The sequence below is a fragment of the Phenylobacterium sp. Root1290 genome (assembly GCF_001425305.1).
Classification (GTDB): domain Bacteria; phylum Pseudomonadota; class Alphaproteobacteria; order Caulobacterales; family Caulobacteraceae; genus Phenylobacterium.
In genome coordinates this window covers 1,617,606-1,637,293 of record NZ_LMEE01000001.1, presented here as the reverse complement: position 1 = coordinate 1,637,293, position 19,688 = coordinate 1,617,606, and the positions used below count along the sequence as shown (strand labels likewise).

At 68.7% G+C, this 19,688-nt stretch carries 20 protein-coding genes and 3 pseudogenes; 10 read left to right on the top strand and 13 right to left on the bottom strand.

Annotation, left to right across the window (positions count from 1 at the left end):
* Nucleotides 1-20 precede the first annotated feature (20 nt).
* Complete coding sequence (leuB, locus tag ASC79_RS07960) at nt 21-1,073, top strand: 3-isopropylmalate dehydrogenase (protein ID WP_056026784.1); 1,053 nt, start codon at nt 21-23, stop codon at nt 1,071-1,073.
* Here the strand turns inward: leuB and ASC79_RS07955 are convergent.
* Entirely contained in the window at nt 1,070-1,705 is a 636-nt protein-coding gene (locus ASC79_RS07955) for a DUF6134 family protein (RefSeq protein WP_056026781.1), read from the bottom strand. The genes leuB and ASC79_RS07955 overlap by 4 nt on opposite strands.
* 136 nt (nt 1,706-1,841) lie before the next feature.
* On the opposite strand from ASC79_RS07955, the gene ASC79_RS07950 reads away from it, so the two are divergent.
* Nucleotides 1,842-2,171, top strand: coding sequence for a DUF6481 family protein (locus ASC79_RS07950; protein ID WP_056026778.1), 330 nt, complete (start codon nt 1,842-1,844; stop codon nt 2,169-2,171).
* 9 nt (nt 2,172-2,180) lie between these two features.
* Here the strand turns inward: ASC79_RS07950 and ASC79_RS07945 are convergent, their stop codons facing one another.
* The 3 genes from ASC79_RS07945 to ASC79_RS07935 are packed head-to-tail and all read right to left on the bottom strand — an operon-like array spanning nt 2,181 to nt 4,899.
* On the bottom strand, nt 2,181-3,449 hold the full coding sequence (locus tag ASC79_RS07945; RefSeq protein WP_056026775.1) for a sulfatase: 1,269 nt from the start codon (nt 3,447-3,449) through the stop codon (nt 2,181-2,183).
* A 35-nt stretch (nt 3,450-3,484) separates the two neighbouring features.
* Nucleotides 3,485-4,405, bottom strand: coding sequence for a helix-turn-helix domain-containing GNAT family N-acetyltransferase (locus ASC79_RS07940; RefSeq protein WP_056026772.1), 921 nt, complete (start codon nt 4,403-4,405; stop codon nt 3,485-3,487).
* Between the two features lie 53 nt (nt 4,406-4,458).
* Nucleotides 4,459-4,899: a MarR family winged helix-turn-helix transcriptional regulator gene (locus ASC79_RS07935; protein ID WP_056026769.1), complete on the bottom strand. Its 441-nt coding sequence runs from the start codon at nt 4,897-4,899 to the stop codon at nt 4,459-4,461.
* Between the two features lie 79 nt (nt 4,900-4,978).
* On the opposite strand from ASC79_RS07935, the gene ASC79_RS07930 reads away from it, so the two are divergent.
* On the top strand, nt 4,979-5,965 hold the full coding sequence (locus ASC79_RS07930) for a D-2-hydroxyacid dehydrogenase (protein WP_056026766.1): 987 nt from the start codon (nt 4,979-4,981) through the stop codon (nt 5,963-5,965).
* On the opposite strand, the gene ASC79_RS07925 is transcribed toward ASC79_RS07930, so the two are convergent.
* Nucleotides 5,962-6,348 (bottom strand): PaaI family thioesterase, encoded by a 387-nt coding sequence (locus ASC79_RS07925; protein ID WP_056026763.1) that lies wholly within the window; start codon nt 6,346-6,348, stop codon nt 5,962-5,964. The two genes, ASC79_RS07930 and ASC79_RS07925, sit on opposite strands and share 4 nt — an antisense overlap.
* 73 nt (nt 6,349-6,421) lie before the next feature.
* Nucleotides 6,422-6,898, bottom strand: coding sequence for a hypothetical protein (locus tag ASC79_RS07920; RefSeq protein ID WP_056026760.1), 477 nt, complete (start codon nt 6,896-6,898; stop codon nt 6,422-6,424).
* A gap of 241 nt (nt 6,899-7,139) precedes the next feature.
* Between ASC79_RS07920 and ASC79_RS07915 the strand changes: the two genes are divergently transcribed.
* Nucleotides 7,140-8,171, top strand: a complete 1,032-nt coding sequence (locus ASC79_RS07915) for an aspartate-semialdehyde dehydrogenase (RefSeq protein ID WP_056026757.1) — start codon at nt 7,140-7,142, stop codon at nt 8,169-8,171.
* Between the two features lie 6 nt (nt 8,172-8,177).
* Here ASC79_RS07915 and ASC79_RS07910 read toward each other — a convergent pair whose 3' ends face one another.
* The gene (locus ASC79_RS07910; protein ID WP_056026755.1) at nt 8,178-9,899 is read right to left on the bottom strand and encodes a hypothetical protein; all 1,722 of its coding nucleotides are present in this window, start codon (nt 9,897-9,899) and stop codon (nt 8,178-8,180) included.
* Between the two features lie 229 nt (nt 9,900-10,128).
* Between ASC79_RS07910 and ASC79_RS07905 the strand changes: the two genes are divergently transcribed.
* Genes ASC79_RS07905 through ASC79_RS07885 form a run of 5 tightly spaced genes read left to right on the top strand, consistent with a single transcriptional unit; the run spans nt 10,129 to nt 13,617 of the window.
* Complete coding sequence (locus ASC79_RS07905; RefSeq protein WP_056026752.1) at nt 10,129-10,851, top strand: response regulator transcription factor; 723 nt, start codon at nt 10,129-10,131, stop codon at nt 10,849-10,851.
* Nucleotides 10,820-12,451: a stimulus-sensing domain-containing protein gene (locus tag ASC79_RS07900; RefSeq protein WP_056026749.1), complete on the top strand. Its 1,632-nt coding sequence runs from the start codon at nt 10,820-10,822 to the stop codon at nt 12,449-12,451. The genes ASC79_RS07905 and ASC79_RS07900 overlap by 32 nt, the downstream gene beginning before the upstream one ends.
* A complete protein-coding gene (locus tag ASC79_RS07895; RefSeq protein WP_082531973.1) occupies nt 12,448-12,933 on the top strand; it encodes an HPr kinase/phosphorylase in 486 nt (161 codons plus the stop codon). The genes ASC79_RS07900 and ASC79_RS07895 overlap by 4 nt, the downstream gene beginning before the upstream one ends.
* 10 nt (nt 12,934-12,943) lie before the next feature.
* Nucleotides 12,944-13,348 (top strand): PTS sugar transporter subunit IIA, encoded by a 405-nt coding sequence (locus ASC79_RS07890; protein ID WP_056026746.1) that lies wholly within the window; start codon nt 12,944-12,946, stop codon nt 13,346-13,348.
* Nucleotides 13,345-13,617 (top strand): HPr family phosphocarrier protein, encoded by a 273-nt coding sequence (locus tag ASC79_RS07885; RefSeq protein WP_056026744.1) that lies wholly within the window; start codon nt 13,345-13,347, stop codon nt 13,615-13,617. Before ASC79_RS07890 ends, ASC79_RS07885 begins: the two co-directional genes overlap by 4 nt.
* Before the next feature lie 48 nt (nt 13,618-13,665).
* Here the strand turns inward: ASC79_RS07885 and ASC79_RS07880 are convergent, their stop codons facing one another.
* From ASC79_RS07880 to ASC79_RS21455, 6 genes and pseudogenes are all read right to left on the bottom strand, one after another.
* Nucleotides 13,666-14,850 (bottom strand): OmpA family protein, encoded by a 1,185-nt coding sequence (locus tag ASC79_RS07880; protein ID WP_056026741.1) that lies wholly within the window; start codon nt 14,848-14,850, stop codon nt 13,666-13,668.
* A 197-nt stretch (nt 14,851-15,047) separates the two neighbouring features.
* The gene (locus ASC79_RS07875; protein WP_056026737.1) at nt 15,048-15,809 is read right to left on the bottom strand and encodes an ABC transporter permease; all 762 of its coding nucleotides are present in this window, start codon (nt 15,807-15,809) and stop codon (nt 15,048-15,050) included.
* Nucleotides 15,806-16,744: an ABC transporter ATP-binding protein gene (locus ASC79_RS07870; RefSeq protein WP_156378511.1), complete on the bottom strand. Its 939-nt coding sequence runs from the start codon at nt 16,742-16,744 to the stop codon at nt 15,806-15,808. Before ASC79_RS07870 ends, ASC79_RS07875 begins: the two co-directional genes overlap by 4 nt.
* Nucleotides 16,745-16,834: 90 nt before the next feature.
* A pseudogene (gene bioB / locus ASC79_RS21460) lies at nt 16,835-17,431 on the bottom strand (biotin synthase BioB); the annotation flags it as partial.
* 1 nt (nt 17,432) lies between these two features.
* Nucleotides 17,433-17,725 (bottom strand): annotated as a pseudogene (locus tag ASC79_RS21765) (biotin synthase); the annotation flags it as partial.
* Between the two features lies 1 nt (nt 17,726).
* A pseudogene (locus ASC79_RS21455) lies at nt 17,727-18,043 on the bottom strand (biotin synthase); the annotation flags it as partial.
* 85 nt (nt 18,044-18,128) lie between these two features.
* Between ASC79_RS21455 and ASC79_RS07860 the strand changes: the two are divergent.
* A complete protein-coding gene (locus tag ASC79_RS07860; RefSeq protein ID WP_056023758.1) occupies nt 18,129-19,610 on the top strand; it encodes a CYTH and CHAD domain-containing protein in 1,482 nt (493 codons plus the stop codon).
* Nucleotides 19,611-19,688 lie beyond the last annotated feature (78 nt).

The window sequence follows — 19,688 nt, the reverse complement described above, 5'->3', positions numbered from 1 at the left end:
ACATCTACGGGGGTTCCCACATGACCGACCTGCTCCTCCTGCCCGGCGACGGCATCGGGCCCGAAGTGACCGCGCAGGTCCGCCGCGTGGCCGAAGCTCTCGTCCCCGACCTTGCGATCGAAGAGCGCCTGTTCGGCGGCGCCAGCTATGACGCCCACGGCCTGCCGCTGACCGACGAAACCCTGGAAGCCGCCAAGGCCGCCAAGGCCGTGCTGATGGGCGCGGTCGGCGGTCCCAAGTGGGTCGGCGCCCCGCGCGACAAGCGCCCGGAGGCTGGCCTGCTCAACCTGCGCGCCGGCATGGAAGTGTTCGCCAACCTGCGCCCGGCCCTGTGCTTCAACGCCCTGGCCGACGCCTCCAGCCTCAAGCGCGAGCTGGTCGAGGGCCTGGACTTCATGATCGTCCGCGAGCTGACGGGCGGCATCTACTTCGGCAGCCCGCGCTTCATCGAGGAGCTGCCCGAAGGCGGCAAGCGCGCCGTCGACACCCAGGTCTACACCACCGCCGAGATCGAGCGCGTCGCCCGCGTCGCCTTCGAACTGGCCCGCGGCCGCCGCAACAAGGTTCATTCGGCCGAGAAGTCCAACGTGATGGACTCGGGCCTGCTTTGGCGCGAGGTGGTCACCGACCTGCACAAGCGCGAATACGCCGACGTCGAGCTCGAGCACATCCTGGCCGACAACGCGGCCATGCAGATCGTCAAGAACCCCAAGCAGTTCGACGTCATGGTCACCGACAACCTGTTCGGCGACATCCTCTCGGACGCCGCCGCCCAGCTGACCGGCTCGCTCGGCATGCTCCCTTCGGCCGCGCTCGGCGCCGCCGGCAAGCCCGGTCTCTATGAGCCGATCCACGGCTCGGCCCCGGACATCGCCGGCCAGAACCTGGCCAACCCGCTGGCGGCGATCCTGTCGCTGGAGATGGCGCTGCGCTGGTCGCTGGACCGCGCCGACGCCGCCGACAAGCTCTACGCGGCGGTCGTCAAGGCGCTGGAAGGCGGCGCGCGCACCCGCGATCTGGGCGGCGCGCTCTCGACCGTGCAAATGGGCGACGCGGTGCTGGCGGCGCTCTAGAGCCGCCGGTACTCCATCGTCGAGCCGTCCGGGAGACGGCCGCGCAGGGCGGCCCAGGCGCCGCCCTGATCGTACCAATTGTCGATCTCGCTCTCGCCCCGCAGGCTCCAGCGGGTCGCCGCGACATCGCCGCCGCTCGCCAGCTTGACGCGCTCCAGGCCAAGCTTGCGGGCGCTGAGCCGCAGCATCTTGCCCTCCTGCGGATTGAACAGCGGTCCCGTCAGCGCCGCCGCGTTCCAGTGGGTCAGCGGCAGCGCGTCGGCGGGCGCGCGGATCCTGCCGCCCGCAGTCTCGATCAGCACCGCCTCGGCCCCGCGCCGCGCGCTGACCTTCTGCGTACGGCCCGCAGCGGTGGTCGTGGTCTCCAGGCTGGCGAACCGGCCGCCGCTCCAGCGTTCCTGCGCCTGGTGGGCGTAGCGGTAGACCGGGACAGGCCCAAGCTTCACCACCAGCGAGACGTCGGTGCGGACCACGGTGTCGCCGGGGCCGCCCGTGAAAGTCATCTGGTGCTCGCCGACCTGGACGCCGTTGCGAAACACGGCGAAGGCCAGCCGGCGGTTCGCCGCCAGGGCGCGCGTGCAGGCCAGGGAAAGTCCTGCTGCGATAAGGCCTCTGCGCGAAAGTTGGTCCATGGCCGACCTCCGGTCCAGGCGCCTATGCGCGCCTTCCGGAGATACGTGCATCCGCGCAACACGGACGCGCCGCGGCGAACAAACGCACCATCCGCCGATTGCATTTTTCCCCGATATGTAAGATGGGGACGCCCGCATGAGTTATCTTAAGAACAGCACTTTCCAAGACCGCGCCACCGCGTCCCTCGAAGCCAAAAAGGCTCTCCTGGCCAAGATGAAGGTGAAACCCACCGTCACGGCCGAACCGGGCACCGACCGCGCCACCGCCAAAGCCAACGAGCTGGCCGAGCTTCGCGCCAAGCGCGAGATCGAACGCGCCGAACGCCGCCGCGTCCAGTCCGAGCAGGATGCGCTCAAGCGCGAGATCGACGCGTTCAACGCCGAGACCGCCGAGCTGGAGCTGCGCGTCGCCCAAAAGGCGGCACGCGACGCCCGCTACGCCGCGCGCAAGCAGCGCCGCAAGTAGGCCGATCCGTCAGTCGGGGTGATCGGCCGCCGAGGCCGGCGCCACGTGCGGCGGAAACGCCTGCGCCATAGGTTCGTACTTGGCCCTGGCCTTCTCCAGCCGCGCGCGCATGTCCGCCGCGGCCTCGGGGAAGTTGCGCGCGACGCTGTAGTTCTCGCCGGGATCGATTTCCATGTCGAACAACAGCGGATAGCCGTCCAGCGGGACGTCGTAGGTTCGGTAGTAGGATCGCGCCACGTACTTCCAGCGCGGCGTGCGCACGGCCGCCACCTTGGCGTTGTCGAACAGCACGATCTGGTCGTGCGGCGAGGCCTCGCCGGTCTTCAGCACGCCTGACAGGTCACGGCCGTCAAGCTCGCGGTCGGCCACGGCCGGCGCGCCCGCCATCGCGGTCAGCGTCGGCAACAGGTCGAGATTGCTGGCCAGGGCGTCGCTGACCGCGCCTGCCGGCAGCGCGCCCGGCTGGCGGGCGATGAACGGCACGCGGAACCCGCCGTCCCAGGCCGAGCCGCCCTTGCGGTCGCGGAACGGCCCCGACGAGCCCTCGAACCACGGGCCGTTGTCCGAGGTGAAGACCACCATCGTGTCGTCGTCCAGGCCCAGCGCCTTCAGCTTCTCGAGCAGCCGCCCGACATTGAGGTCGATCTCCTCGACCACCTCGCCATAGGCGCCGCCGGGCGAGCCGGTCAGGTCGTCGGGATTGGGCTTCAGCGGAATGTGCGGCGCGGTCAGCGCCAGCAGCACGAAGAACGGCTTGTCGCGGTTCTGCTCGGCGAAGGCGGCGGTCTGCTCGAAGAACCACTGGGTGAGCTTGGCGAAGTCCGCCTTGCTCTCGGTCATCGGCGACGTGGCGTTGTCGTAGAGCGCCAGCGGCTTCATGTCGTGGCTGTAGGGCAGGCCGTAGAACCGCTCGAACCCATAGACCATCGGCGGCCAGTGCGGGGCCACGTGGCCCAGGTGCCATTTGCCGATCAGGGCGCTGGCGTAGTCGGGACCCAAGGCCCTTGGGATCGTCACCGCGTCGGGCGGCAAGCCGGTCGTATCGGCCGGCTGGATGACCTCGTGTGCGAGGCCGTTGCGGATCGCGTACTGGCCGGTCAGCAGGCCGGCCCGCGAGGGCGTGCAGACGTTGGCCGAGGCGTAGAAGTCAGTGAGCCGCACGCCCTCCGCGGCCATGCGGTCGAGATTGGGCGTCCGGATGACCTTGCCGCCATCGCAGCCAAGGTCGCCATAGCCGAGGTCGTCGGCGAGAATGACAATGAAATTGGGTTTACGCATCCGCGCACTCTAGGGCCGCCGGGAGCGTTGTCACCCTAGAGCTTCAAGGCCCAGGTCTCGCTGATCAGGCCCTTGGCGATCCCATCGTCGGGATGACTTTCCACGAGCTCGAATCCGGCGCCTGCATAGACGGCGCGGGCGGCGGTCAGGATGCTCTGGGTCCAGAGGACGATCTCGGCATATCCGGCCTTGCGGGCGAAGGCGACGCACTCGGCGACCAGCCGCTTGCCAAGGCCCAGTCCCCGCGCCGCGGGCTCGATCAGCAGCAGCCGCAGCCTGGCCTGTCCGTCGCGATCGCCCTTCGCCAGGACGATCGAGCCTAGGATCTCGCCATCGCGCTCGGCGATCCAGCAGCGCTCGCGGACCGGGTCGAAATTGACCACGAAGTCGGAGGCGATCCTGGCCACCAGCGCCTCGAACCGCTCGTCCCAGCCATATTCGCGCGCATAGAGCGCGCCGTGCCGGTGGATGATCCAGCCCATGTCGCCGGGCCGGTGGGGACGCAGGACGATCTCGCCCACGGCAGGCTGTTCGAGCAGGCCTTCGATCTCGGCCATGGCCCTGGTCAGCTTGGTCTTCTGGACGGTCGTCAGCGCGCCGAGCATGCCCTCCACGGCGCCCTGCGCCGAGCCGAGCCAGCCGTTGTAAGCGTGGATCCCCTCCGATGTCAGCCATACCGAGACGCTTCGACCGTCCTTCGCCGACGGTTGTCGGCTCAACAGGCCCTCGCCCTCGAACCGCTTCAGCACCCGGCTGAGATAGCCGTTGTCCATTCCGGTGCGGGCGGCCAGCAGCTTGGGCGTGACGCCATCCGGGGCCTGGGCCACCTCGTAGAGCACCCGCATCTCGGCCAAGGTGTAGGGCGATCCAAGGTGCGCTTCGTCGAGGGCGCCGATCCTGCGCGTGTAGAAGCGGTTGAACCTGCGGACGGCCGCGACGGGGTCCCTGGGCAGCATGGAAAACTCCTTCCAGGGCAGCCAAATACGGATAGTTGACTGAGTCAACTATCTCATTTTCGGCCTGCACGGCGGGTCATCAGGCCCAACAGTTCCGTCGCCACCGCCAGCCACGCGGGGGTGAGGCCTTCGGACAGCTCCTGGGCCCACAAGGCCTTGCGCTGCAAGGCCTGGCCATAGGCCGTGCGCCCGGCCGGGGTGAGTTGCAGGAGCCTGGCCCGCAGGTGTTCGGGGTTGTCGCGCCACTCCGTCAGGCCGCGTTGAACGAGGTCGTCGGCGAGCCGCTGCACCGCCTGCCGGCTGAGGCCCAGGGCGCGCGCGATCTGCGGCACGGTCCGGGCCGCCTGCGGGGCTTCCAGCGCCCCCGCCACCCGCAGCCGGGCGCCGCTGAAGCCGGTATCGGCCAGCATGCGGTCCTCGATCTGGGCGAACCGATCGGCCGCGCTTCCCACAGCGTCGACCAGGCGCAGAACAGCGTCAGCGGAGGCTTTCATGACAAGAGACTGCTATTATGACAATGCATTGTCAAACCTCGGGCATTGCAGGCGGCGTCCGCCCGGCTAGAGTTCGCGGATGCAAGCTCTCCTCCTCCGCGCCCCCTATGACCGCATTTCCGAGCGCCTCGCCGCACTCGCCCCCGCCCTCGACGTGGTGGTGCTGGAGCCGGACGGCGGCCTGACCCTGAATGGCGCGGCGTTCGACCCTGCGGGTTTGAAGGCGGAGATCTGGTGGCTGAGCCTCGACGCCTTCGGCAAGCGCGGCGGCGACTACTTCCCGCGGCTGGCCGGCTCGCCTGACGCCCGCTGGGTGCAGACCGCCTTCGCCGGCCTCGACAACCCGATGTTCAAGCCCCTGGCGCGCGAAGGGCTGACCGTCACCAACTCCAGCGCCCAGGCCCCGGCCATCGCCGAATACGTGACCATCCACGCCCTCAGCCTGCTGCATCCGATCGCCGAGCAGGCGGCGCACCAGCGGGCGCACGCCTGGACCCCGGTGACCTTCCGCGAGGTCGGCCAGACCCGCTGGCTCATTGTGGGCTTCGGCAACATCGGCCGGGAGATCGCCCAGCGCGCCAGGGCCTTCGGCGCCCAGGTCGAGGCCGTCCGCCGCTCGCCGGCCGCCGAGGGCCTGGCCGACACGGTCAGCACCTTGGCCGACCTGCCCCAGACCCTGCCCGAGGCGGACGTGGTGGTGCTGGCGTGCGCGCTGAACGACGAGACTCGCAACCTGGCCGACGCCGCCTTTTTCGCGGCGATGAAGCCGGGCGCCATCCTGATCAATATCGGCCGCGGCGGCCTGGTGGACGAGGACGCCCTGCGCGCCGGGCTCGACCGCGATCAGCCGGCGCATGCGGTGCTCGACGTGTTCCAGACCGAGCCCCTGCCCGCCGAGGCCTGGTTCTGGGACCATCCGAAGGTGCGGGTGACGCCGCACGCCTCCAACCGCGGCGAACTGACCGGCGCGCGCGGCGACGAACTGTTTCTCGCCAACCTGGCGCTCTATCTACGGGGCGAGCCGATGCGCAACGTCACCCGCGCCGCGGATATCGGGGCCGGTTAGGCCTCGACGGTCATCTGGGTCTGCAGCACCAGCGCCAGCAGCTTGCCGTCGGCGTTGGTGATGCGGGTCTGCCAGACGCTGGAGCGTCGGCCGATATGCAGCGGTATGGCCTCGCCCTGCACGGTCGTCCCGACCTTGGCCGAACCCAGGAAGTTGGTCTTCGACTCCAAGGTCGTCGTCCGCGCTCCGGGCGGAAGGTTCAGGAAGCCGCCGACCGCGCCCAGGGCGTCGGCGAAGGCCATGAACGCGCCGCCGTGCAGGATCCCGCCGGCCGTGCAAAGGTCCTCGCGAACGGTCAGCCGCCCGACAACGCGCGCCTTGTCGCGTTCGGTGATCTCCACCCCCATGAGGTTGGCGAAGGGCATGCCGGTGTCTTGCGCCATGGGGCGTCCTCCAATGTCCTGCGGTCTCAACTGACGCACGCGCCGCGGCGCGTCCATGACCTGAGAGGTAGCCCTAGGTCCGCGCCTCGCGCGACAGCTGCGCGACCATGCGCTCGGTGATGCGCGCCCGCTCCTCGCGCAGCACGCCGTCCAAGGCGTCGCGGGCGGGCGGCCCAGCCTCGCCGATGCCCATCAGCCGGCGGCGCACCTGGTCGAGATAATCCGGCGCCGAGGGATCGGGCAGACGCGGCGTGGGGCTCGCCAGCGCATAGGACGGCAGGATATCGCCGCCGATGACCTCGGCCCGCAGTTCGGCCGGCTCTTCCGGGTCGGCGTCGCTCACCAGCCAGCTGGCCAGACCGCCTTCGGCCAGGACGTCCTGCAGCGACTCGATCGAGAATTCCGCCGCTTCCCCGGCGCCGCGCGACCGGGCGGCAAAACCCGCCGAGTCGTTGTTGCCGCCGGTCAGACCCGCCAGATCCATAATGGCGGTCAGATCGCCGTCTGCCTCGCCCCCGGCCGCCGACCTGCGCGGAGCCGACGCGGCCATACCGAAGGTCTTTGGAAACAGGGACTTGCCATCGGCTCCAGGCTCCCTGGCGCGGCTATGGCTTGGCGATGATCCCCCCATCGGGACCAAGGAAATGCTGCTGACGGACATGGAGCCTCCCGCTGTGACGCTCGCCCTCAACGCAAGCGGCGGGCCAGCCGGGGGCCAGCGGTTCATTGCGTGCGGGACCCCAACGGCGTAAGGGGACGCTCCGTTTCTGAACGATCTGAAGGAGACCGCCATGGGCTATCGGGTGGCCGTGGTCGGCGCCACGGGCAATGTGGGCCGCGAGATGCTGAACATCCTGGAGGAAGTGAACTTCCCCGTGGACAAGATTCACGCGATCGCCAGCCGCAAGTCGATCGGCGTCGAGGTCTCGTTCGGCGACAAGATCCTCAAGTGCGAGGACGTCGAGCAGTTCGACTTCTCGACCGTCGACGTCGTGCTGATGAGCGTCTCGGGCACGTTCTCCAAGGAATGGGCGCCGAAGATCGGCGCCGCCGGCCCCATCGTCATCGACAACTCGTCCGCCTGGCGCATGGACCCCGACGTGCCGCTGATTGTGCCGGAGGTGAACCCGGACGACGTCGCCTACGCCAGCAAGAAGAACATCATCGCCAACCCGAACTGCTCGACCGCCCAGCTGGTCGTGGCGCTCAAGCCGCTGCATGACCGTGCGCGCATCAAGCGGGTGGTGGTCTCGACCTACCAATCGGTGTCGGGCGCCGGCAAGGAAGGCATGGACGAGCTCTGGGACCAGACCAAGGGCATCTTCGTCCTCGGCGCGCCCGAGCCGAAGAAGTTCCCCAAGCAGATCGCCTTCAACGTCATCCCCTTCATCGGGTCGTTCAACGACGACGGCTACACCGACGAAGAAGCCAAGATGTGGCACGAGACCCACAAGATGATCGACCCGTCGATCGCCCTGACGGTCACCTGCGTCCGCGTGCCGGTGATGGTCGGCCACTCCGAGAGCGTGAACATCGAGTTCCACGATCCGCTGGACGAAGACGAGGCCCGCGACCTGCTGCGCGAGAGCCCCGGCCTGATCGTCATCGATCAGCGCAACGACAAGGGCTACATCACGCCGAAGGAAGCCCAGGGCGAGTTCCCGGTCTTCGTCAGCCGCATCCGCAAGGACCCGACGGTCGAGAACGGCCTGAACATGTGGGTCGTGGCCGACAACCTGCGCAAGGGCGCGGCGCTCAATGCCGTGCAGATCGCCGAGTTGCTGCACGAGCGCGGCCTGCTGAAGAGCAAGACCGCCGCCTGAGGCTGACTAGGCCGCCATGCCGAGCTGGTGGATGAGGTTCCGCACCTGATCCATCCGCTCGGGATTGGCCGCCAGTTCGGCGCGGGTGTCCTCCTGCCGGACCAGGCGCATCGCTTCCTGACGCGCGCGGTCCGCCGCCGGACCGACCGGCGCCGTTTCACCCGCCGCCAGCTTCAGCAGCAGTAGCAGTTTCTGCGCCGGCGGGGCCGGGGTCTTGGCCAGGGTCGCGATCAGCCGCGCGTCGGCCTCCACCAGTCCCCCCACATCGCCGATCTTGGCCTGGATGGGCGCGTAGTCCTCCTGGGCCAAACCCCCGCGCGCCACGGCGCGCTGCAGCGCCGCCAGCTTCTGCAGCTTCACCGCCGCGGTGTCGGGGCCGTAGCGGAATTCCTTCTCGAACCGCAGCGCCGATACGCCGGCCGACAGATAGCGCCCGGCCTGGCGCTTGTTGGCGCCCCCGATGACGTTCTCCACCAGCCAGACCAGGGCCTCGATCTCCTCGCGCGCCGAGCGCTCGCCGCCGCCGAGATAGGCCTCGACGAAGTCACTGGTGACCAGCATCCGCGAGCGCTGGACGAAGGCCGACTGGACGTCCTCGACATTGAGCAGCGCGCCAGCGGCCGCGGCCGCGGTCAGCGTCATGGCCAGGCCGCGCATGACCTCGATCTCGCCGGCAGCGTTCGACGGGCGCAGGCGCCGCGGGCCGTTCAGCTCGCGCACCACCCGCTTGGCGATGGCGACGCGGACGCTGGCGAAGTCGTCGGCGGCCAGCCACTTGGAGAGCCGCATCGCGGCTTCGGACAGCGGCGGCATCATCTTGGCGACCGAGGGTTCGGCGCGGATCAGGGCGTCGACGGTCTCGCAGGCGGCCAGACGGGTCATCGCCGCCAACTGGCCGCCGAGGTCCAGGTCCTGGCCGATGATGTTGTCTAGGCCTGACTTCGACCCGAGGATTTCAGCCAGCGGCTGCTCGACGGTCTGCAGGGCCAGCCCGCGCGGCGGGCCGGTGACCGGCGCGGCGTCGGCCAGGTCGAGCAGGCGCGAAACCTTCTCCGACCAGGACCTGGCCGGCGCGATGGAGGCGGCGACGCCGGCCCCCAGCAGGTAGGCGCGCTCCGGATCATGGCTGACCCGCTCGGCGGCGCGCGCGAAACCCTCCTTGTCGAGGTTGGGCATGCCGCCCTTGCGGAAGTCCTTCAGCAGCCGGTCGATGGCGCGCTCGACCAGCCCGGAGAAGGTGCGGATCAGCTCGTGGACGGTCAGGCCGCGAGCCTGCGCTTCCGGGATGGCGACCTTCTGGATCGCATGCTGCAGATCGGTGCCGGAGGCTTCCAGCTCCTCGACCAGGTCGGGACGGTGCAGCAGCTCGAACGGCGTCGCGCCCTTGCGCTCCAGCCAGCCCTCCAGCAAGCGGCCGATCCGTTCACGGGCATGGACGGTGTAGAGATCCTGCGGACTGACGCAGAGCGGGTCCTGGTTCTCGACGACTTTCTTCTTCTTGGGCGCCTCCGTCGCGCCCAGGCTGAGGATGGTGATCGACTGGAATTCGCGGGTGTCGGAGTCGAGCGTCTCCTTGGTCACCCGGACGGCGGCCACGCGGCCCTCGGCCATCAACTCTTCGGCGCTGGAGATCGCCGCCGAGCGGTTTTCAGTGGCCATGTCGAGTTTCCACGCCGCGCCCGGGGCGCGGCGGATGAAGACTTCGAAATGGACTTGCTGGCCCGACACGACGCTTCCTCTTCAGCGCCAGTCTGCCGCAACAAGCTTAATACCGTTTTATCGCAAGGGATTGCTTGCGCCGCGCATGGGCAAAGCGCTCTGCTTTACGTATGGAACCTGACGGCCCTCCGCCGGCTTCCCCGATCACGGCGCGCCGCGAACGGCGCGGCGCCCCATTGAGGACACGCTGGCGCGCCATTAGCTTGCCAAGCTTCGCTGAAGGATACGAACGAGACCTATGGCCAAGATCACCCTGGTGGACGACGACGAAAACATCGTCACGTCGGTCAGCCTCGCCCTCGAAAGCCACGGGCACGAGGTGAAGGCCTATTTCGACGGCGCCGCGGGTCTGGCGGCCCTCGAGAACGAGCCCCCGGACCTGGCGATCCTCGACGTCAAGATGCCGCGCATGGACGGCATGGAAGTGCTGCGCCGGCTGCGGCGCACCTCCGACCTGCCGGTGATCATCCTCACCTCCAAGGACGAGGAGATCGACGAGATCCTCGGCTTCAACCTCGGCGCCGACGACTACATGCACAAGCCGTTCAGCCAGCGCCTGCTCATCGAGCGGGTCAAGGCGGTGCTGCGCCGGGCCGGCATCGAAGGCGAGGAGCCGGCGCCCGCCGCCGCTGGCGCGGCCAACGGCGACGCGGCCTCACGCGCGCTGAAGCGCGGCAAGCTCACCCTCGACCCGGCCCGCCACGACTGCCTGTGGGACGGCCGGCCGGTGAAGCTGACGGTGACCGAATTCCTGCTCCTGCAGTCGCTGGCGCAGCGCCCCGGATTCGTGAAGAGCCGCGACAACCTGATGGACGCGGCCTACGACGATCAGGTCTATGTCGACGACCGCACCATCGACAGCCACATCAAGCGCATGCGGAAGAAGTTCCGCGAGGTCGACCCCGAGTTCGACGCGATCGAAACCCTTTATGGCGTCGGATACAGATACCGCGAAGCCTGACCCGAAGCCGACGGCCCGCAAGCGGCGACCGCCGCCGTCCGGACCTTCGTTCTTCAGTTGGCTGCCAGGCTCGCGCCTGGGGCGCTTCATCATCCTGCTCAACGTGCTCGGCCTGGCGATCATCATCGCCGGGTCGCTGCTGCTGAACGAACTTCGGCGCGGCCTGGTCGGGGCGCGGATCGACAGCCTGACCACCCAGGGCGAGCTGATCGTCAACGTCATCAACCGCGCCGCCACCGTCGGCGAACCGACCCCGGAGCTGGACGCCCAGGCGGCCAGCGAGATCCTGCAGATGCTGTCCAACCCGCGCTCGCAACGCGCGCGGCTGTTCGATGCCGAGGGCCACCTGATCGCCGACAGCTATTGGGTGGCCGACCGCGTGGAGTGGAAGGTGCTGCCGCCCGCCCGCCCGCGCAGCGACCAGGGGGGACTCGCCCTCGATCTCAAGCTCGGCCGCCCGCCGCCGCCGCCCGCCCCGGCCGCCCAGCGGGCGCTGATGATGGAGGTCGGCCAGGCCCTGCGCGGCGTCCACTGGGCCGGCATGCGCACGGCCGAGGACGGCGAGCGCGTCGTCTCGGTCTCGATCCCGATCCAGCATGTGCAGGCCGTACTCGGGGTGCTCACCCTTGAGGCCAGCGACGTCGACGAGATCATCCGCGCCGAGCGCCAGGCGTTGGCGCCGTTCATCCTCATCGCGATCTTCGTGACCTTGGTCTCCTCACTGCTGCTCAACAGCCTGATCGCCCAGCCGGTGCGGATGCTGGCCCGCGCCGCCGACCGGGTGCGCCTGTCGCGGGCGCGGTCGATCTCGCTGCCGCAGCTGGCCAAGCGCGACGACGAGCTGGGCGACCTGACGCGCTCGCTCGAGGATATGACCGACGCGCTGTCCGAGCGGATGGACGCCATCGAGCGGTTCGCCGCCGACGTCGCGCACGAGATCAAGAACCCGCTGACCTCGCTGCGGTCGGCGGTGGAGACCCTGGACCTCGTCAAGGATCCGGCCGCACGCGACCGGCTGATGGCGATCCTCAACAACGACATCAAGCGGCTGGACCGGCTGGTCACCGACATTTCGAACGCCTCGCGCCTCGACGCCGAGCTGTCGCGCGAGGACCTGCGGTCGATGGATCTCGGCCGCCTGATCGCCGAAGTCACCCAGCTCTACCAGGACACCGCCAAGCCCGGCGACGTGGACGTCCGCTACGACGCGCCCGACACGCTGGAGCCGATCATGGTCTCGGGGCGCGAGGGGCCGCTCGGCCAGCTGCTGCGCAACCTGATCGACAACGCCCGCTCGTTCAGCGCCAAGGGCGGCGAAGTGCGGGTCCGGCTCGAACGCGGCCGCGGCCAGGCGCAGCTGACCGTCGACGACGACGGCCCCGGCATTCCGCCCGACAATCTCGAGACGATCTTCGAGCGGTTCTACACCTCGCGGCCCAAGGGCGCGGCGTTCGGCGGCAATTCCGGGCTTGGCCTGTCCATCGCCCGCCAGATCGCCGCGGCCCAGGGCGGATCGATCCGCGCCGAGAACCGGCTGGGCCCAGACGGCGAAGTCCTGGGCGCGCGCTTCACCGTCACCCTTCCCGAGGCCCGGCGATGATCGCCCACGCCGGACTGGTGGCCGCCTACATCGATGGGATCTGGCAGGGCGTGCTGATCGAAGGCCCGTCGGGCAGCGGCAAGAGCGACCTTGCGCTGCGGGCCATCGACCAGGGCTTTCGCCTGGTGGCCGACGACCGGGTGGTGCTCTGGACCTGCGAGGGTGCGCTTTACGGTCGCGCTCCCGAAACCCTGTCGGGCCTGATCGAGGCGCGCGGCGTCGGCGTGTGCCGCGAGCCGGCTCTCGCCTTTTGCCGCATTGCCTTGGCGGTGCGCTGCGAGCAGCATGAGCGCATGCCCGAGCAGGCTTTCAAGGATTACGTCGGGTTGAGTATCCCGGTGATTTCACTTCAGGCGCTAGAGTCTTCGGCGCCCGCGAAGCTTCGTCGCGCACTGCAACATCTTGGAGCTTGGGCGGAAGAGGCGTATCAAGGCGCCCTCGCGGCCGGCGTATCGCCGCGGCCGGGTGGGGATTCCCGTTGAGAGAGTTGGCATGATCGGGCTCGTGATCGTTACGCACGGGCGGCTGGCCGAGGAGTTCGTCTTCGCCATGGAGCATGTGGTGGGGCCGCAAGCTGCGGTCGCGTCCATCTGCATCGGGCCGGAAGACGATATGGAAAAGCGCCGCAAGGACATCCTGGCGGCCTGCGAGGCCGTCAACTCCGGTTCCGGAGTCATACTGCTGACCGACATGTTCGGCGGTACGCCGTCGAACCTCGCCATCTCGGTGATGGAGCAGACCAAGGCCGAGGTCATCGCGGGGCTGAACCTGCCCATGCTGATCAAGCTGGCCTCGGTCCGCACCCGCCAGTCGCTGGAAGATTGCGTCGCCTGCGCCCAGGAGGCCGGCCGCAAGTACATCTCCGTGGCCTCCTACGTGCTGGCCGGCGAAAAATGAGCCAGGCCAGGACCGTCGAGATCATCAACAAGCGGGGCCTGCACGCGCGCGCCTCTGCGAAGTTCGTGAAACTGGCGGCGACCTTCGACGCCGAGGTCAAGGTCGCCAAGGACGGCGCCAGCGTCGACGCCCGGTCGATCATGGGCCTGATGATGCTGGCCGCCGGCCCCGGCTGCTGCATCGACATCCTGGCCGAGGGCAAGGAAGCCGCGCCGGCGGTCGAGGCCCTCGCCGCGCTCGTCGCCGCCCGCTTCGACGAAGACGAATAGAGACGGCCCGCGTCGCCGCGGACCGCCTCCCTCTCCTACCAGCCCAGGCTACTTCCGGACGATGATCAGTTCGGTCCGCCGGTTCTTGGCGCGGCCCTCTTCGGTCGCGTTGTCGGCGATCGGATCGGCCTCGCCCATGCCCGCCGTCTCGATACGGTCGGCGGCGATGCCCAGCACCACCAGCTCCTTCTTCACCGTCGCGGCGCGTCCGTCGGACAAGGTCTTGTTCGCCGCCGGGTCGCCCTGGTTGTCGGTGTAGCCGACCACCCGGCCCCGCACGTTCGGATAGGCCTTGAGGATGGCGACCAGCGTATCGACCGTCGGCTTGCTTTCCGGGGTCAGGGCGTTGGAAGCGGTGTCGTAGTTCAGGTTGTCGAACACGAAGGTCTTCGGGGCCGGGTCGCTGGAATCCAGGAACTTGGCGACCCCGAAACCGATCGTCCCGGGCGCCACCGAAATCGTCGTTCCGCCTGGCAGGGTCAGCGTCTCGGCCACTGGCGCGACAGGCGTGACCGGCGCGGGCGCCGGCGTCACCGCCGCGGTCGGAGGCGGCGCCTCCACCTGCTTCGATCCGCAATTGCGCAGGCCGAAGATCAGCGCCAGCACGACCGCCGCTGCGATCAGCCAGGGCAGGAACTTCATGATCCCGCCGCCGCTGGCCGCCGCCGTGGTCCCGGCCGCCCGCGCGGTCTGGGCCGCGCCGCCAAGACCGAACAACGAGCCCAGGCCAGGCGGCAAGGCGCCGAGGATGCTCGCCCGCTGATCCGATAGCAGCGCCTGCACGCCCGTGGCGGTGGGCGCTCCGCCCAGCGCCTTGGCGATCGCGCCCAGCACCAGGGGCGCCGCCAGGGAGAGGATTTGCGTCGCCGCCCCGCCCTTGAGCCCCGCGAAGCTCGCCAGGCTGTTCGAAACGCTGCCGCCGCTGGGCCCCAGCAGGCTGTCGGACAGCGTCTTGCCCTGGCTGAGGAGCCCCGCGCGGGCGGTGTCGTCGCCGAGCAGCGCCGGCAGGCGATCCAGCGGGTTGCCGCCGCCGGTGGCCTGGCTGATCAGGCTCAGGAGACCGTTGGCGCCGCTGGTGGTCGAGCTTTGCTGAAGGGCGGCCGCCAGCAGGGCCGGCGTCGCCGCCGAGACGCCCTTGCTCACGGAGCCGGAGGACTCGCCAAGTACGCTGGAAAGCTTGCCGATCATGTCCGGCGACAGCGCGCCGATCACAGTCTGAACGAGGTTGCTCACACGATATCTCCCGAGAGGACGGATCGTAGGCAGCTCAGCGCGAGGCGTACCTCAAGCTTCACCCGATCCCCCTGACAGGCCCCGCGCTGTGCGGACTCAGTCCGACAGTTAAAAGAACGACGTTCTCTGTACACGCTTTCGGCACGCCCGCAATAGTTGCGGTCGCGGGTGCAATATACTTAAAGCTTAGCCTTGGATCAGGTCTTCAGCTTGTAGCCCGTACGGAAGATAGCCCAGATCGCACCCAGGCAGATCAGCACGAAGCCGAAGGTCGCGGCCAGGCTGATGCCCACATCGACATCGGAGATTCCGTAGAAGCTCCAGCGGAAGCCGGAGATCAGATAGACCACCGGATTGAACAGCGTGATCTTCTGCCAGAGCTCGGGAAGCATGCTGATCGAGTAGAAACTGCCCCCCAGGAAGGCCAGGGGCGTGACGATCATCATCGGCACGATCTGCAGCTTCTCCCAGCCGTCCGCCCAGACCCCGATGACGAAGCCGAGCAGGCTGAAGGCGATCGAGGTCAGCACCAGGAAGCCGACCATCCAGAACGGGTGGGCGATGCTGAACTCCACGAACAGTCGCGCCGTGGCCAGGATGATCAGGCCCAGGATCACCGACTTGGTGGCCGCCGCCCCGACGTAGCCGACCACGATCTCGAAGGCCGAGATCGGCGCCGAGAGCACCTCGTAGATCGTGCCCGAGAACTTCGGCATGTAGATCCCGAACGAGGCGTTCATGATGCTCTCGGTGAGGATCGACAGCATGATCAGCCCGGGCACGATGAAGGCGCCGTAGCTGATCCCGTCGATCTCGACCATCCGCGAGCCGATCGCCGACCCGAAGACGATGAAATAGAGCGAGGTGGAGATCACCGGCGAGGCGATCGACTGCATCAGCGTGCGCCAGGTGCGCGCGAGTTCGAAGAAATAGATGGCCTTGATCGCGTGCAGGTTCATGGCCGGCCCCTCACCAGGCTGACGAAGATTTCCTCCAGCGAGCTTTCCTCGGTCCGGAGGTCCTTGAAGTCGACGCCGGCGGCGCTGAGCCGCCGCAGCAGGCCGGCGATGCCGGTGTCCTCGCTCTGGGCGTCGAAGGTGTAGACGAGCTCGTGGCCGTCCTTGGCCAGTTCGAGCTGATAGTCGGCCAGGTCGGCCGGCAGGGCGGCCAGCGGCTCCTGCAGATGCAGGGTCAGCTGCTTCTTGCCCAGCTTGCGCATGAGCACGTCCTTGTCCTCGACCAGGATGATCTCGCCGCCGCTGATCACCCCGATCCGGTCGGCCATCTCCTCGGCCTCCTCGATGTAGTGGGTGGTCAGGATGATGGTGACGCCGTTCTCGCGCAGCCCCCTGACCATTTCCCACATGTCGCGGCGCAGTTCGACGTCGACGCCGGCGGTGGGCTCGTCGAGGAACAGGATCCGCGGCTCATGGCTGAGCGCCTTGGCGATCATCACCCGGCGCTTCATGCCGCCGGACAGCGCCATGATCTTGGAGTCCTTCTTGTCCCAGAGACTGAGGTCGCGAAGGATCTTCTCGAGATAGGCGGGGTTGGGCGACTTGCCGAACAGGCCGCGGCTGAACTTCACCGTGTCCCAGACGCTCTCGAAGGCGTCGGTCGACAACTCCTGCGGCACTAGCCCGATCTTGGCCCGCGCTGCGCGGTACTCGGTGATGATGTCGTGGCCGTCGGCCTTTACGACCCCGGCGCTCGGATTGACGATGCCGCAGATGACGCTGATCAGCGTCGTCTTGCCAGCGCCGTTCGGCCCGAGCAGAGCGAAGATCTCGCCCTGCCGGATCTCGAGGTCGACGCTCTTGAGGGCCTGGAAACCCCCGGCGTAGGTCTTCGACAGACCTGTCACGGAAATGATCGGCTGCACGCGGGCTCCTATCTGGGCGGCGTCACCCAGATAGGCGGGCCGCAACGCTCCAGCTAGCCCGAAGGACGCAGGGAGTTGTCAGCAGCCGACAAACGTCCCCGATTAATTCGCCCTCTCGCCCATGGTCATGGGCCGCAGGCCAAGGTCGGCCATGAGGGCGGCGTCGGTGTCCTTGTCGGGGTTGGCGGTGGTCAGCAGCCGGCCGCCGATGAACATCGAGTTGGCGCCGGCCATGAAGCAGAGCGCCTGAAGTTCGCGGCTCATGTGCTCGCGGCCGGCCGAGAGCCGGACTACGGTCTTGGGGCAGAGGATGCGGGCGACGGCGATCATGCGCACGAACTCCAGCGGGTCGACGGCCTTGGAGTCGCCCAGCGGGGTGCCGGGGATCGGCATCAGGTCGTTGATCGGCAGCGAGTTCGGATGCTCGGGTAGGGTGGCCAGGGCGTGCAGCAGGCCGGCGCGGTCGGTGCGCGTCTCGCCCATGCCGACGATGCCGCCGCAGCAGGTGCTCATCCCCACCGAGCGCACCGCCTCTAGGGTGTCGAGCCGGTCCTGGTAGGTGCGGGTGGTGACGACCTTGTCGTAGTAGTCCGGACCGGTGTCGAGGTTGTGGTTGTAGTAGTCCAGGCCCGCGTCCTTCAGCGACTGGGCCTGATCCTTGGTCAGCATGCCCAGCGTGGCGCAGGTCTCCAGGCCCAGNCCGGTGTCGAGGTTGTGGTTGTAGTAGTCCAGGCCCGCGTCCTTCAGCGACTGGGCCTGATCCTTGGTCAGCATGCCCAGCGTGGCGCAGGTCTCCAGGCCCAGCGCCTTCACGCCCGAGATCATCGCCGCCACCTTSGGCACGTCGCGGTCCTTCAGGTCGCGCCAGGCCGCGCCCATGCAGAAGCGCTGCGCGCCGCCGGCCTTGGCGTCCATCGCCGCGGCGATGACGCTGGCGGCGTCCATCAGCTTGGAGGCCTTCACCCCGGTCTCGAAGTGCTGGCTCTGGCTGCANCCGCCGGCCTTGGCGTCCATCGCCGCGGCGATGACGCTGGCGGCGTCCATCAGCTTGGAGGCCTTCACCCCGGTCTCGAAGTGCTGGCTCTGGCTGCAGTAGCCGCAGTTCTCGGCGCAGCCGCCGGTCTTGACGCTCAGCAGCTGCGAGAGCTGCACCTCGCTCGGATCGAACCAGGCCCGGTGCACCGCCGCGGCCTGGAACACCAGCTCCATGAACGGCAGCTCGAACAGGGCCTCGACTTCAGGCAGCGTCCAGTCGTGACGCGGCTCTGCGGGATCGACAGGACGGAAACCTTGAGCGATTGGAGCGTTCATGGGGAGTCTCCTCAAGCGAACGGGCGCCGACGTCGGCCGTCTGCGAGAGGCAGGCGAACCGCGCGGGGTCGGGAGCGTGTAGCGCATGAGCGCGGGTGAAGACGAGATCGAGTTGAAATTCCTGTGCGAGCCGGCCGACCTGGCCGCGGTGCTTGCGGCCGCGCCGCCCGGCGAAACCTATGAAAAGGCGCTGGTTTCCACCTATTACGACACGCCCCAGGGCGACTTGCGCAAGGCGCGGATTTCGCTGCGCATCCGCGAGGGCGGCGGCAAACGCGTGCAGACCCTGAAGCGCGGCGACGGATTCGCCCGCGAGGAACACGAGCAGCCGATCAGCGGGGACAGCCTCGATCTCGGCTTCCCGGCGCTGAAAGACGCCTTGCCGCCCGCCAAGCGCAAGACGCTGTCGCCGATCTTCACCGTCCGCGTCATCCGCCGCCAGCGCACCTTCGACTTCGAAGGCGCCTCGATCGAGCTGGCTGTCGACGAGGGCGAAGTGCAGGCCGGCGAGCGCGCCCGCCGCATCAGCGAGGTGGAGCTGGAGCTGAAGGGCGGGGACTGCCGTCCGATGTTCGAGCTCGCCCGGCGACTGTCGCGGACCGCGCCGCTCTATCTGTCGTTCGACGGCAAGGCGACGCAGGGCCAGGGCCTGATCGACGGCTCCGACCGCGCTCCGCGCCGCCACGACAAGGCGCCCCTTGCCCGCGGCCTGGCGGCCGCCGGCGCCTTCCAGGCCATCGCGCGCAACACCCTGGTCCAGATCGCCGCCAACGGCGTGGTCCTGCGCGAGGCCGACAGCGTCGAGGCGGTGCACCAGTTGCGTGTCGCGGTCCGCCGCCTGCGCAGCGCGCTGTCCACCTTCGCCGACGTGACCGACGACGACCACGCCGAAGCCATCAAGGCTGAGCTGAAGTGGCTGGCCGGCGCCTGCGACGACGCCCGCGACCTCGACGTCTTCGCCGAGAGCGCCGCGGCCCTGGTCGATCCGACGCTGGACCTCTCGGCCCTGGTCCCGGCGGTCGAGGCGGCGCGCGCTCGGGCTCACGCCAAGGCCTGCGCCGCCGTCGCCTCCGGCCGCTTCCGCGAGCTGGTGCTCGACACCACCGCCTGGGTCGAGACCGGCGCCTGGCTGACCCTGGGCGGCAAGGCCAGCGCCAAGCGGCGCGATCTCCCGGCCGAGCGGTTCGCCGCCAAGGCTCTCGCGCGGCGGCGCAAGCGGCTGGTCAAGCTGGCCGCCGACCTGAAGGGCGTCGACGACGCGGCCCGCCACGAGGCGCGCATCGCCGCCAAGAAGCTGCGCTACGCCGCGGAGGCCTTCGCCCCGCTGTTCGACGCCGACGCCAAGCCGTTCATCAAGTCGATCAAGCTGCTGCAGGAAGAGCTGGGCGCGCTGAACGATGCGGCGGTGGCCAGCGAGCTGGTCGGACGCCTGCGCCTGAAGGGGGCCGCCCTGGCCGCGGCGAAGACGCTGCTGGCCGCGCGCGAGGCCGCCAGACCCAAAAGCATGAAGGGCGCCGTGAAGGCCATGGACCGGCTGGTCGCCTCCCCGCCGTTCTGGATCATATAAGGAAATCTTTATACGATTCTTGCCCGAATGGGGCGCGGGGGCTATAGAGCCGACAATCACCCTCTCCGACAGGACCGC

Coding starts and splice junctions, on each gene's coding strand:
- leuB (WP_056026784.1), top strand. CDS start 21: ATGACCGACCTGCTCCTCCTGCCCGGCGACGGCATCGGGCCCGAAGTG.
- ASC79_RS07955 (WP_056026781.1), bottom strand. CDS start 1,705: ATGGACCAACTTTCGCGCAGAGGCCTTATCGCAGCAGGACTTTCCCTG.
- ASC79_RS07950 (WP_056026778.1), top strand. CDS start 1,842: ATGAGTTATCTTAAGAACAGCACTTTCCAAGACCGCGCCACCGCGTCC.
- ASC79_RS07945 (WP_056026775.1), bottom strand. CDS start 3,449: ATGCGTAAACCCAATTTCATTGTCATTCTCGCCGACGACCTCGGCTAT.
- ASC79_RS07940 (WP_056026772.1), bottom strand. CDS start 4,405: ATGCTGCCCAGGGACCCCGTCGCGGCCGTCCGCAGGTTCAACCGCTTC.
- ASC79_RS07935 (WP_056026769.1), bottom strand. CDS start 4,899: ATGAAAGCCTCCGCTGACGCTGTTCTGCGCCTGGTCGACGCTGTGGGA.
- ASC79_RS07930 (WP_056026766.1), top strand. CDS start 4,979: ATGCAAGCTCTCCTCCTCCGCGCCCCCTATGACCGCATTTCCGAGCGC.
- ASC79_RS07925 (WP_056026763.1), bottom strand. CDS start 6,348: ATGGCGCAAGACACCGGCATGCCCTTCGCCAACCTCATGGGGGTGGAG.
- ASC79_RS07920 (WP_056026760.1), bottom strand. CDS start 6,898: ATGGCCGCGTCGGCTCCGCGCAGGTCGGCGGCCGGGGGCGAGGCAGAC.
- ASC79_RS07915 (WP_056026757.1), top strand. CDS start 7,140: ATGGGCTATCGGGTGGCCGTGGTCGGCGCCACGGGCAATGTGGGCCGC.
- ASC79_RS07905 (WP_056026752.1), top strand. CDS start 10,129: ATGGCCAAGATCACCCTGGTGGACGACGACGAAAACATCGTCACGTCG.
- ASC79_RS07900 (WP_056026749.1), top strand. CDS start 10,820: ATGGCGTCGGATACAGATACCGCGAAGCCTGACCCGAAGCCGACGGCC.
- ASC79_RS07895 (WP_082531973.1), top strand. CDS start 12,448: ATGATCGCCCACGCCGGACTGGTGGCCGCCTACATCGATGGGATCTGG.
- ASC79_RS07890 (WP_056026746.1), top strand. CDS start 12,944: ATGATCGGGCTCGTGATCGTTACGCACGGGCGGCTGGCCGAGGAGTTC.
- ASC79_RS07885 (WP_056026744.1), top strand. CDS start 13,345: ATGAGCCAGGCCAGGACCGTCGAGATCATCAACAAGCGGGGCCTGCAC.
- ASC79_RS07875 (WP_056026737.1), bottom strand. CDS start 15,809: ATGAACCTGCACGCGATCAAGGCCATCTATTTCTTCGAACTCGCGCGC.
- ASC79_RS07860 (WP_056023758.1), top strand. CDS start 18,129: ATGAGCGCGGGTGAAGACGAGATCGAGTTGAAATTCCTGTGCGAGCCG.